The following is a 12,346-nucleotide window of genomic DNA, read 5'->3' as shown; positions in this document are numbered from 1 at the left end:
TATATGCTGCTATAAATTTTTTATTTGATTAAAAACAGTCCTAAAAAAAACACATAAACAATTCATTTTCAAAAATTTAAACATAAAAAATGGCGATTTATTGTTCAGCAGGTACAAAACTATTTTTTCGCATCCACTCGTAGCAGCTTATAAACCAGCTATCTTTATTCTCTGCATCATAAATACCAAAGCCATGGCCACCCGTTTGCAGGATATGCATTTCACTTTTAACCTTTGCTTTTAGCAAGGCATCAAAAAACTGCAGGCTGTTTTTCACCGGGATTACATCATCGTCGGCTGCGTGAACCAAAAACGTTGGTGGCGTAACCTTACTTACAGACTTATTGGTGCTGTATAATCCCAGTATTTGTGGAGCAGGATTCTTTCCTATTAAATTTTCCCGGGTGCGTGGTATATCCGGATCATAAATAATAACCGGGTAAAGCAAAATCATAAAATCGGGCCGGAGCGGGGTATTTTCTTTATTATCGATTACTACCCTGTTTAACTGGGTGCCCGCCGTTGATACCAGATGACCGCCTGCCGATAGTCCCATCATTCCTATCCTGTTTGGATTTATATTCCATTCGCTGGCCCTCTGTCGTACCGTTTTAATCGCCGTTTGGGCATCCTGCAAGGGGCCGATTGTTTTGTCAATCATAATTCTATCGCTGGGCAGGCGGTATTTCACAACAAAGGCAGCTACCCCCAGCGCATTAAATGCCCTGGCTATTTCAATGCATTTTTTTGGTGCTAAAACAAAATAGCCACCACCGGCAAAAATGATTACAGCCGTTCCATTGGCTTTATTTTTAGCAGGGAGATAGGCCTGCATGGTGGGTATACTTACATTTTTAATCAAACCACTGCTATCAGTTTCTTCCCTATAATCAACAGGGGTTTTCTTTGAATTTGGCACCTGTGCCTGGTAAAGCGGAATGGTAAGATCCTGGGCATAACAAAATGACACCGATAAAATAGAAAAGAAAAAAATTAAAACACGGTTCATGTAAAAGGGCTTAGATTTATAACTGGATAAAATTAAGCCCTGCTTAACCGGAAACATGTGCAGAAATGCGCTATTTACCGATGCATTTTTCTGAACATTAAAGGTTGCAGACCATAAGCAGATTTAAAGGCCCTGCAAAAAGCACTCTCGTTTCCGAACCCGCTGCCCCAGGTTATTTCGTGAATGGGTTGATCTGTATTTTTAAGCAAATCGACAGCCTGTTTTAGTTTTATCCGGATCAGGTATTGGTGTGGCGTAACCTTAAATACAGATTTAAACTGCCTGATGAGCTGGGGAACTGATAAACAAGCCATACTGCTCAATAATTTTAAATCAGGCTTTTCCGTAAAAGTTGAATGGAGAAAATCTTTCGCAATACACAAGCGCCGGTAAATTTCGATTTTTGAGGATGGTTTTATGGCCTGCACCTCCGCTATTTTTTTTGTATCAGATTTGAGGGTACTGATCAGGTACCTGAGTAAAAAAAACAGCTGTTCTTCCGCACCATCATCGTAACCATTATTTTCGAGCTGGGAGATAAGCGTTAGCAGTTGCAACTGTAATTCCGGGGCGGTATCATTCAACGTCTGAAAAAACTCAGGTTGCTTGTTATTATTGTAAAATGGGTTGTCCAGTAATTCTGTTTCAGTTTTTAAGGTATCATCAAATACCCGGGCAGCAAAATCTTTCTGAAAAAAAACCGATAGCCCCCTTACTTTATCGTGGGTATCAATCTTGCACGAATAATTCTGTTCATCATTTAACATCAGGAACTGTCCCGGCCTGATGGCCAACCGGCGGTTATTTACCCCGTACCATTCCTCTCCTTTTAATATCGTTTTGAACGAAAGGCAACCTACATGGTCATTGCAAAAACTGTAACTGCTCAGCGTATTGAAAACAACATTATGGATTTTAAATCTCCCGAAATGAAGATCCTCATCAAAATCAGGACTGGAATGGTCTGGTAACGAAGTTAAATACATCTAATGATAATATTTGTATGGTTAAGGTTATCGCAGCATCATAACTGTTTCACTAAAATGATCATTTCTTTTTTAAGCAAAAACTGCTATGAATGATTTCCTGTTTCCTTCGTCATCCGCGTATACAAAATAAGCAGCAAGAAAGCTAAAATACTAAAAGTTGATTCAATAATTAACCACTTTGAACCGAAACTACCCAAAGGCCCATCTGCCCAAATGGTTACCAACCTTGAAATGGCATAAGCAGCCCAAAAGAGCAGCAGAAAAAAAAGTGCCTTCGCGATATCGTTCAACAAAAGGTAAACCAGTAAAAAGGCAATCAGTAAACCAATCCCTCCATATATCCCCCTTATAGAGCTTATGGCATCTGTATTAGGTAGCTGAGTAGATACTAAATTCATAGTGGCCTGTGGGTTCCAAAACGATAAGATACTTACATATGCCAAACTTAGGATCGAGAAACCGATGTAAGCCCGGCTACAGGCTTTAATCATTTTTTGTGCATTCATCATCAGTATTTTTAATGGTTAAAATGCAAAGGTGTTTGGTTTTTTATAATTAAATCTTGATCGAAGTCAAGTTTTTTTCAAACGCGACAAAGTTTCGGCGCTCATTCTCAGGTAATTTGCAATGTATTTAAGTGGAATCTGCTGAAAAAGCTGTGGACTTCTGCTCAAAACCCTGTTATAGCGTTCTATTGGTGAACTTGTTAAAATATCAATTTCACGTTCAAGTTGTTGCACAACAAGATTTTCTAAAATTTTGGTCCAAAAGAGCTGATTTTTTTCAACTTTCAAAAAATCATCGATTTGCTGCTTCGTTATCACCCTTATTACCGTTTTCTTAATGGCCTGGATAAAATAAGCTGAAGGTTTACCGGTTAAAAAAGAATCCATTGAAACAATTAAATTATCCTGGTAACCAAACCTGATCACCTGTTCTTCATCATTATCCAAAACATATAACCGTAAACTCCCGCTTTCGATATAATACACATTGGTATCAATATTTCCTTTTTCGCTTAAAAAACCGTTTCTGTTAATGGTAATGGTTTTCTCTAAAAGGTCAACAAATTCTTTCATTTTATTCTTCTATTTGGATACAATGTCTTTTTTACAGGCAATTTAAAACGCAGGGCTAGACTCTAATTTTCAAAAACAAGCTTCAAAATATTGGCCAGCACAGGGTTATGATCATCAGCACGCCAATTGATTAATATATCGGTTTTAAAGGGAAGCGGGATAAAGCGCAGTCCGGGGCTTTGATGGTGCATATAAGAATCGGGCAGAATGGCAATTCCCAAACCTTTGCGCACCAATGCGATAATTGTTGAGCCGAATTCTGAATGCAGAAATACATCCGGAACAAACTGGTACGATTTAAAAAGGGCCTGGATAATCTCGCTATAACTACTCCCCTCGTCTTTTGCAGGCAGGATGAATTTCTGCTGTTTTAAGCTTTCAGTTGATAAATCATCGAAACCTTTAAATGGATGATCTAACGGAACCACGAGCGCCAGATGATCAGAATATATCTTTTTTGACCTGATGCCCGGTTCGCTGTTGATATCGCGGGTAATGGCGAGATCTATTTTATAATTTTTCAGGAATTGCAGTTGATTTTCGTACAAAACCTGCACCAGCTTGATCTGCAGCTGTGGGAATGCTGCTGTAATCTTCGCTAAAAGATCAGGCATGAGCGATGCAGATATAGAATCAGGATGTGCAATGGTAACCGTTCCGCGCTCGCCCAGGTGAAGCTGTTTGGCAAACCGGTGGATGTATTCGATTTCATTTAACTCCACTTCCCATTTTTCTTTTAAAAATTTACCTGCAGGGGTGAGTTTTACATTCCGTTTATTACGTTCGAAAAGCTGTAAACCCAGCTCATTTTCGAGCGACTGTATCTGCCGGCTAAGGGCTGATTGTGTGATACTTACCTTCTCAGCCGTTTTCCAGTAATGAAGCTGCTCAGATAAGGCTAAAAAATACTTGATGCGCTGAAGATCCATTAATGCAAAATACGCATTAATAAATGAAATAATAGCATTTTAAATCATTTAATAACTCATTACATTCGCACCATGGAGCAGATCACAATCAAAAGGGTAAATATTACCGGTATCAAAAAACTTCAGGAAATTGGGATATCCACATTTTTTGAAGCTTTTTCCGAAGTAAATACAGAACAAAACATGAGCAATTACCTCGAAAACAGTTTTTCAGAACAAAAGCTGAAAAGCGAACTGAACAACAGCGATTCTCAATTTTATTTTGCCCTGGTAAATGGAAATGTGGTAGGCTATCTAAAAATCAATTTTGGCGAAGCACAAAATGAAAAAATGGACAACGCACTCGAAATCGAGCGGATTTATGTGCTAAAAACCTTCCACGGTAAAGGAGTGGCGCAAAGCCTCTATCAAAAAGCAATTGATATCGCTTACGAAATTCGGGTTGAAAATATCTGGTTAGGCGTTTGGGAACAAAATTACAGGGCTTTAAGGTTTTATGAGAAAAACGGTTTTACAGCCTTTGGCAAACATTCATTCTGGCTCGGTAACGACGAACAAACCGATCTGTTGATGAAAAAAGAGTTGACTAATACAAACGAATTAAAAGTATCATAATGGAAAAAAGAACACTTTTCCTGGTTTTACTCATCCTCGGTACTGCTTTTTGGGGCATTTCCTTTCCGGTTACCAAACTGGCCATTGGCCAGGGGCAGCCACTTTTATTTTTATGCTATCGCTTCTTTCTGGCCACATTGGTTTTATCGGCAGTTTTCTGGAAACATGTAAAGAAATTTCATACTACCGCTATAAAAGCAGGTGCAGGCCTGGCCATCCCCCTTGTGCTGGGCATTTACCTGCAGACCCTCGGCATTACGCATACTTCGGCATCTCAATGCTCATTTGTGGCAGGAATAACCGTGGTAATGATTCCGGTAATCAAACTTATTATTTACCGGAAAGCCGCAGCACTCAAAATATGGATCGCGGCATGCACTGCGCTTATTGGTCTTTTTATCATATCGGTTACCAACGCATTGAGTATTGGTATCGGCGACTTGTACACCATTATTGGTGCCTTTTGTTTCGCAATATATTTAATTCAGGTTGAAAAAGAATCGAAAGCCGGCAATATTGTACCCACCATTGTACCCATGTTTGCCACCTGCGCCATATTAACCTTTTTACTGGCCGCATTTCAGAACAATACGGTATGGATACCACAGCAGCAAACCTTTTGGCTGGGTATTATTTTCTGTGCCTTATTTTCGACAGCCTACATGTATACCATATCCAACATTGCCCAAAAATACATCAGTGCCGAAAGGGTATCGATCATTTATCTTTTCGAGCCGGTTTTTGGCGCCTTTGCAGCACATTTTATATTGGGAGAGGAAATTACATCAAGGTTATTAATTGGTGGCGGGATGATATTTTTGGCCACACTGATCGCTGAACTCAGGTGGAAAATGCCAAATCAAATCGCAATATCAAACCTGTCAAAGTGGAAAAAGGATCAAGGCTAATTTTTGAAGCCACCTAAATGATCAATATATTAGTGCAATGGAACCTATTGTACTGGACCGATCGCAGGCACGGAAAATCATTTTACAAGCAGCCGGACTTTCAAAGAAAGCGCAGTTCGGAATGGGAATCGACGCCGTTTACAAAGTAATTGACCATTTGGGCTATGTACAGTTAGATACCAACTATGTGGTAGAACGTGCCCACCATCATGCCTTGTTTGCACGCGTTCCCGATTATCAAACAGAATGGCTCGCGCAACTTACCGAACAGGGCGATATTTTTGAATACTTTACCGCTGATGCCGGCTTTATGCCTATGCACGATTTTCGCTTTTCCTTACCGGTTAAAAAGGCATTTGCAACACGCGATACTCCCTTAACGAAAAGAGAAGCTGACCTGATGAATCAGATTTTAGACCAGGTGGAACGTGATGGAGCCGTAAGGGTTGGAGATTTTGAGAACGACCGTGTAGAGGCAAGTTCGGGCTGGTGGGACTGGCGGCCGGCCAAAGTTGCACTGGAAAGGCTTTATCTGGAGGGTAAACTGGTGATCAGCCGGAACAGTGCTTTTCAGAAAGTTTATCACCTGCCATTAGATAGGGTACCTCAAGATATTGATCAGACCATGCCCACAGACGAAGCTTATGCAGGTTATATTATTAACCGTACACTCGGGGCTTTGGGAATTTGCTCTCTAAAAGAAATGGCATGGCGTTCGCGCCGTGTAAAAGGGAATCTGGTAAAAAAGGAGCTGGAGAAAATGATTCAGGCCGGCCAGGTTAAGCCTGTAATTGTTGATGGTGTAAAGGGCCCATTGTATATGCGTGCTGATACAAATCCTCATGTGCATATAGAAGACGATGTTTTCATTCTTTCCCCTTTCGATACGCTTAATGTATTCCGTTCGCGTTTAAAAGATTTCTTCGACTTCGATTACCAGATAGAATGTTTTGTTCCGGCCCCAAAGCGGAAATTTGGTTATTTTTCACTCCCCATCCTGGCAGGAGAAAAATTTATTGCCAGAATGGATGCCAAAGCAGATCGGAAACAAAAAATACTGATTATTCATAACCTCCATTTTGAGCCTGTTGAAATTGACGATAAAACCATTGATAAATTGGTATCCGAACTAAAAGCGTTTATCCTGTTTAACAAATGCAGGCACGTACAATTTAAAAAAACCAATCATAACAATTTGCTGGCATTGATTAGCAAAGAGTTTCATTAACCATAAACCCTATCCTGATTGCTCCCCCGAATGTTGGGGCAAGCTGTCAATCCCTCCCATCAATGGCCACTTTGGTTAGATGGCCGGGGCGGTGCAATTTAAAATCAATACCCCTTGTCACATTCATTTTTTTTGTGCGTCTATTTGATCACGGAATAGATTTTTTATCTAAATTAAACCTGTTGATAAGCCCTTGGCCCGATATGAAAAAAGCAATTATTACCGCGCTGTTTGCACTGATCAGTGCCGCCTGTTTTTCGCAAACGTTATCAAAAACAGATTTTATGGAAGACCTGGAGTTTCTAAAAAAAACCTTACCGGTTAAGCATACCAATCTTTTTGCCAAAATAGACAGTAACCAATTTAAAAATAAGGTCGATCAGGTATCCATCAGGTCGAACGGGTTTGACAGGAACCGCTTTATTGTCGAGCTCTTCAGGCTAACCAAATCCATTGGCGATGAGCATACTTTTATAGAAGTAAATTTCACCAAAGTTTTGCCTATCCAATTCGGGCTTTTTAAAGAGGGTTTATTCGTTGTAGGCATCGACCCGGCAAACAGCCCGGTATTGAACAGTAAATTAGAAAGCATAAACGGACACCCGGTTAACGACATATTGGCCCGTTTCAAAGAAATTATCCAGGATGAAAACCCTATGTATTTTAACGACCGGCTTTTGCAATACCTTAACAACCCGGTATTGTTAAATGGCTTAGCGCTGATCAGTAGCGATTCTACCGCAACATTTACCTTAAGCAACGCCGCTGGCCAGCTACAAAATATTAAGCTTAAAGCCGTTGCCGGCAAAGATGCCACAAAACTTAACCTGGCACAATCAGGCAATAACCTGCTCTCGCATAAAAAGAGCAGCAATTACTGGTTCGATTACCAAGCAGATACAAAAACCCTCTATTTTAATTATAGCGACTGTAGCGAACACGCATCCTATCCCTTTGCAAAATTTGCCGGAGAACTTTTCGCAGTGATCGACAAACAAAAACCCAATAAAATTATACTCGATCTGCGCAGCAACAGTGGAGGAAATTCTGCCATTTTAAATCCTTTCATTGAGAAAATAGCGGCCAGTTATTTAAATAAAAAAGGCAAATTTTATGTACTCATTGGCACGCATACTTTTTCATCAACCGTAATGAACGCCGTAAGGATCAAGAGAAATACCACTGCTATCCTGGTGGGTCAGCCCAGCAGTGGTAATATTAACGGGTATGGCGAAGTAAGGGGCTTTGCATTGCCAAAATCGAAGATTATTGTGGCCTATTCTACCCGGTACTGGGAAAACTGGAAAGGGAAAAAAGGTCCCTTAAAGCCCGATACCTATGTGGAGTATTCGATTAAAAACTATGTGAAAGGAAAAGATGAAGCCCTGGCGCAGGCAGATAAAAGCTTTGGGTTATTGAAACAATAATTTTTTAGTCTTTCCTTAACTTGGTATTTATCGGGTTTCAAAAACCAAAATCATGATCGCTTCCTCAGCGAATTTCATCATCCTATCCTCATCAAAGGCAAGACTGAATAATCGCGAGCTTATTATGTTATTAATCATTCCCATTTCTTAAATTTGATTAACATAAACCAAACCGATGGCGATTAATCCTTTTTCAAAACCACATAGTGCACAAAACGTTACCGATTACCCGAATAACAATACTTATTTTCTGGTTTGGAATTTCAGGGAAGAGGCCGGTCCGGTAACAATCAAATCAGTTTTTCAGGGCATATGTGCCCTGGTGATTAACCTTAACAATTCTGCATTAAACCGCTTTCCCGATTCAAAGGCCAGCTGCGTAATGGGCATAGGATACGATGCCTGGCTGCAGCTTGACCTGCCCCGGCCCCTGCCCAAAGAATTAAAGCGGTTTGAGCCGGTAACCGGCAGCAAACACTCGGCAGTAAGCACCAAAGGCGACCTGCACTTCCATATCAGGGCAGATAACAAAAGCCTTGCTTACGATATGGCTGCTGCCATTTCTGAATTGATGAGCCCTGTTGCCGATGGCGTAGTAGAGGTTCAGGGTTTTCGTTATTGGGATAGCAGGTCTGTTTTAGGGTTTGTAGATGGTACCGAAAATCCGCATGGTGCAGACCGCGATCGTTTTGCCATTATTGGCGGCGAAGATCCCTCCTACCAGGGCGGAAGCTACCTCTTCGTGCAACAATACATCCATAACCTCAGGGCCTGGAAATCGCTTCCGGTAGAAGAACAGGAAAAGGTAATTGGCCGCTCTAAAGAGCAGGATATTGAAATGAGCGACGAGCTAAAGCCCAAAAACGCGCATATTGCCCTGGCCAATGTTGGCGACGATTTTAAGGTGGTGAGAGATAATATGCCTTTCGGAAATGTGGCCACCAATGAGATGGGCACCTATTTTATCTGTTATGCCAGCACTTTCAGCACGGTAGAGAAAATGCTCAACAATATGTTTATTGGCAACCCGGAAGGAAATTACGACCGTATACTGGATTTTAGCACCGCGAAAACAGGTTCGCTGTTTTTTGCCCCGAGTTTGGAGCTGCTTGATGAATTTGGAGGTTGATGTAATGCCGGCCCGGCAAGGCTTTGTAAATATTAAGGGGAAAAGATTGATAATCGCTTTCAGCTATTTAATACCTATTCCACTGGTTATCACATTAATGTTTTCGGAAAGAACTGCTATTGTAATGTGAAAACATTAAACCAGGATCTTCCTGATGGGTTTCAGGTGATGGAAGAAAGTTAGCTTTCTCCAAAAGTTTAATCGAATGGTGGTTTTCTTGATGGGTAAACGCCACTATTTTTTGAAATTTCAACCACTGAAAAGCATAAGTGATCACTTCCTGGATGGCTTCTGTCATAATTCCTTGCTTTTGGAATTCTGGCATAAGCTCGTAGCCAATTTCGCCACTATTTTTTTCATCCGAAAAGTTAAAAAGGCAAATGGTCCCTACAAATGTTCTGGTTTTCGTTAGGGTAATGGCCCAATAAATGGAATTGTTTTTTTGAATATGCTCGTTAACCTTGTTGATAAAATTGGTTGCGTCTTCAATGGTCTTGCTCGGCTCTCTTGCAAGATATTTGTTGATTTCCGGATCAGAACGCAAAGCTAAAATATCCTGCTGGTCATCAGCTGACAACTGCCTAAGGGTAAGCCTTTCTGTTGTTAAAACGGGGAAAGGGGTAAAATTTCTTTTGATCATGCGGTTTGCTATTTTTCAGGTTGTTGGCATCACTAACTGGCTGCTCACTCAAATATAGTCGAAAGCCTGAGATTTATGAACCTATTACCCTGTTATTTACCTTTTGTACTGCTAAAAGGGAATAGGAATCGCACCAAAAAGTTAAATGGCTGCCGATTCCATTTTCAAAGTAACAGCCTATTCCGCTGTAAACCGGTTCCTGAAAGATACCTCCCTAATGAGCCGGACAAGATAGTTGCTCCAAAAATCACTTTATACTGACAAACTGCAATTGGCTGAGCAGAAATAAGAATTAGATTTGCTTTATGAAAGCGATCCTCCTGCACAAATTTGGCCAACCTGAAGAACTACAGTTTAGTGAGATAGAGAAACCCGTTATTAATAATGATCAGGTATTGATTAAGGTAATTGCTGCAGGTATAAACCCTGTTGATGCAAAAATCAGGTCGGGCTTACACCGGTCATCTAAAAGTTTACAGCTACCAGCCATTTTAGGAAAAGATGTAAGCGGCATAATTGAACAGGTAGGCAGTAATGCATCGGAATTTAAAATTGGTGATGAAATTTTCGGAATAGTAAATGGCAGTTACGCAGCATATACAACAGCAAGCCCTGAAACTATCGTAAAAAAACCAGCTCATATTTCATTCTATGAGGCAGCCGCTATACCGACTGCCGGATTAACGGCTTATCAGGCCGTTCACGAGCAATTAAAGATCAAATCGGGTCAAAAAGTATTAATACAGTCTGCTGCCGGGGGCGTTGGTCATCTGACTGTACAATTTGCTAAATTTGCCGGCGCTTATGTTTATGGAACGGCATCTGCTAAAAATGCTGCTTTCCTTTCGGAACTGGGTGTTGATGAAATCATCAATTATAAAGAACAGCAATTTGAAGAAATTGCTACTGAACTGGATGCAGTGATGGATACCATGGGCGGAGAAATACTTTACCGTGCCATCAAAATTGTTAAACCGGGTGGTAAGGTGGTATGCCTGCCTTCATCCACCAAAGACGATCCGATTGCCTTAAGGATGGCTGAAGAACGGAATATTGAATTAATATGGCCAATGATGCAGCCCAGCAAAGAACAATTGCAGTTATTTGCCACCTGGCTTGAAAAGGAAAAGTTAAGGGTTAAAGTAGAAAAAGTTTTTTCATTAAAAGATATTGTTAGCGCCCACAAGACCATTGAGTCACGCAGTGTTAATGGAAAAATTGTTGTCAAAGTATCCTAAGCTTGCTTCTACCTGGTGTATTGTATACAAGTATACCTAAAGCTCAATGTTTTCTAGATCTGTAAAAGCATTCCAATCCCGATCGCGATGTTGATAAAAAGTGTATACCAAGTAAAAAAATAGAAATTAACATCGAAATCAGGAAACATCACTGTAAAGTTATAGACGGATAAAACCTGCAAAAAATGTAATATTTTCCAGCAGTGTATCTTCAGATCAGAAGAGTTAAAGCATAATCTGCTAATCTCCTGTAATTGTAAAGTTTGACAGGGACTTTGAACAAGACTGAATAGCATACAAGGCCGGTTGTACCGATCAGTAGGAATACTTTCAATATTTAAAGCGCTCTTGATTGCTTATAGCACCTATAATTGAGGGTTTGGAGCGAAGGGGTTCATTTAAAAACCACATAAAAATTGTTCAGGTTCATAAACAGGATTTTGACCAGATTATGTTAGAACAAAAAAGCTGGCAGATGTGAAAGTAAGTACTTCTGATTTTTTACAGTTCTGTTTGGCCTTATAACCAGCCCGGCAATTTTTAAACCACAGGGCTTATTACAATTAACTTTTTATCGAATAAAAACTATACTACCTACCTGGAATTAGTTGTTTAAGCTGAATATCAAACTTATTTCTATATTCATTATGGCCTTCATCATAGTAGTTAATTAGAATTGAAAACTTCAATTCCTTATCAAGAAGAAAGCATGTACTACTATAACCTAATCTTGCAATGTCTAAACAACATTGTAGTGCAGATTTCGAATTAGTCAAATACATCCCACAATAATACACATCATCAGAGTATAAATAACAATAATCAGAATCTGCAGTTGAAAATGCTTTTGTCAATAACTCTGAATCAAAAACCGTAATATTATCCGGAAGAATTTCAGTTTGTTCTTGAATTTCCGGGAATACCTCCCTAACTCTGTTTATTAAGCTATCAGATTTCTCTAAATTAATGTACTCTGGATTGTCTAAGCCATTAGAAATAAACATGTCATCATATTGTTTTTGCAAAAACTTTCCTTTGGTTTTTCTTTTTAAGAAATCTAATCTGTTATTTATCATAATAATTTTATCAATATGCTTGGACTTGGGCTCGTGGTTAAATATAAGGCTAAGCCCTATCAATTTTCATCAAAATTCG

13 protein-coding genes are annotated in these 12,346 nt (G+C 39.9%); 6 read left to right on the top strand and 7 right to left on the bottom strand.

The genetic code is table 11. The features are described from left to right. Positions 1–97: 97 nt before the first annotated feature. The 5 genes from ACFSR6_RS02570 to ACFSR6_RS02550 all read right to left on the bottom strand — a co-directional run bounded on the left by ACFSR6_RS02570 (position 98) and on the right by ACFSR6_RS02550 (position 4,006). Positions 98–1,009, bottom strand: a complete 912-nt coding sequence (locus ACFSR6_RS02570; RefSeq protein WP_379074515.1) for an alpha/beta hydrolase — start codon at positions 1,007–1,009, stop codon at positions 98–100. A 74-nt stretch (positions 1,010–1,083) separates the two neighbouring features. Next, positions 1,084–1,995, bottom strand: a complete 912-nt coding sequence (locus tag ACFSR6_RS02565; RefSeq protein WP_379074513.1) for a helix-turn-helix domain-containing protein — start codon at positions 1,993–1,995, stop codon at positions 1,084–1,086. Between the two features lie 86 nt (positions 1,996–2,081). After that, positions 2,082–2,507: a DUF4345 domain-containing protein gene (locus tag ACFSR6_RS02560; protein WP_379074510.1), complete on the bottom strand. Its 426-nt coding sequence runs from the start codon at positions 2,505–2,507 to the stop codon at positions 2,082–2,084. Between the two features lie 63 nt (positions 2,508–2,570). Continuing rightward, on the bottom strand, positions 2,571–3,077 hold the full coding sequence (locus tag ACFSR6_RS02555; RefSeq protein ID WP_379074507.1) for a Crp/Fnr family transcriptional regulator: 507 nt from the start codon (positions 3,075–3,077) through the stop codon (positions 2,571–2,573). A 62-nt stretch (positions 3,078–3,139) separates the two neighbouring features. Then, on the bottom strand, positions 3,140–4,006 hold the full coding sequence (locus tag ACFSR6_RS02550; RefSeq protein WP_379074504.1) for a LysR family transcriptional regulator: 867 nt from the start codon (positions 4,004–4,006) through the stop codon (positions 3,140–3,142). Positions 4,007–4,078: 72 nt separating this feature from the next. Between ACFSR6_RS02550 and ACFSR6_RS02545 the strand changes: the two genes are divergently transcribed. The 5 genes from ACFSR6_RS02545 (at position 4,079) to ACFSR6_RS02525 (ending at position 9,313) form a co-directional block, all read left to right on the top strand. Beyond that, positions 4,079–4,621 (top strand): GNAT family N-acetyltransferase, encoded by a 543-nt coding sequence (locus tag ACFSR6_RS02545; RefSeq protein WP_379074501.1) that lies wholly within the window; start codon positions 4,079–4,081, stop codon positions 4,619–4,621. Beyond that, a complete protein-coding gene (locus ACFSR6_RS02540; RefSeq protein WP_379074498.1) occupies positions 4,621–5,529 on the top strand; it encodes a DMT family transporter in 909 nt (302 codons plus the stop codon). Before ACFSR6_RS02545 ends, ACFSR6_RS02540 begins: the two co-directional genes overlap by 1 nt. A gap of 37 nt (positions 5,530–5,566) precedes the next feature. Continuing rightward, positions 5,567–6,757 (top strand): winged helix-turn-helix domain-containing protein, encoded by a 1,191-nt coding sequence (locus tag ACFSR6_RS02535; protein WP_379074495.1) that lies wholly within the window; start codon positions 5,567–5,569, stop codon positions 6,755–6,757. Positions 6,758–6,960: 203 nt separating this feature from the next. Continuing rightward, positions 6,961–8,184, top strand: a complete 1,224-nt coding sequence (locus ACFSR6_RS02530; RefSeq protein WP_379074492.1) for a S41 family peptidase — start codon at positions 6,961–6,963, stop codon at positions 8,182–8,184. A 175-nt stretch (positions 8,185–8,359) separates the two neighbouring features. Beyond that, positions 8,360–9,313, top strand: a complete 954-nt coding sequence (locus ACFSR6_RS02525) for a Dyp-type peroxidase (RefSeq protein WP_379074489.1) — start codon at positions 8,360–8,362, stop codon at positions 9,311–9,313. Positions 9,314–9,407: 94 nt separating this feature from the next. On the opposite strand, the gene ACFSR6_RS02520 is transcribed toward ACFSR6_RS02525, so the two are convergent. Beyond that, positions 9,408–9,953: a GNAT family N-acetyltransferase gene (locus ACFSR6_RS02520; protein WP_379074486.1), complete on the bottom strand. Its 546-nt coding sequence runs from the start codon at positions 9,951–9,953 to the stop codon at positions 9,408–9,410. Between the two features lie 305 nt (positions 9,954–10,258). Between ACFSR6_RS02520 and ACFSR6_RS02515 the strand changes: the two genes are divergently transcribed. Next, positions 10,259–11,191 (top strand): NADP-dependent oxidoreductase, encoded by a 933-nt coding sequence (locus ACFSR6_RS02515; RefSeq protein WP_379074483.1) that lies wholly within the window; start codon positions 10,259–10,261, stop codon positions 11,189–11,191. Positions 11,192–11,781: 590 nt separating this feature from the next. On the opposite strand, the gene ACFSR6_RS02510 is transcribed toward ACFSR6_RS02515, so the two are convergent. After that, positions 11,782–12,267 (bottom strand): hypothetical protein, encoded by a 486-nt coding sequence (locus tag ACFSR6_RS02510; protein ID WP_379074480.1) that lies wholly within the window; start codon positions 12,265–12,267, stop codon positions 11,782–11,784. Positions 12,268–12,346: the final 79 nt, after the last annotated feature.

It is taken from the genome of Pedobacter vanadiisoli (assembly GCF_042684385.1).
In the GTDB taxonomy this organism is placed as follows: Bacteria; Bacteroidota; Bacteroidia; order Sphingobacteriales; family Sphingobacteriaceae; genus Pedobacter; species Pedobacter vanadiisoli.
This window is presented reverse-complemented; position numbering and strand designations above follow the sequence as displayed.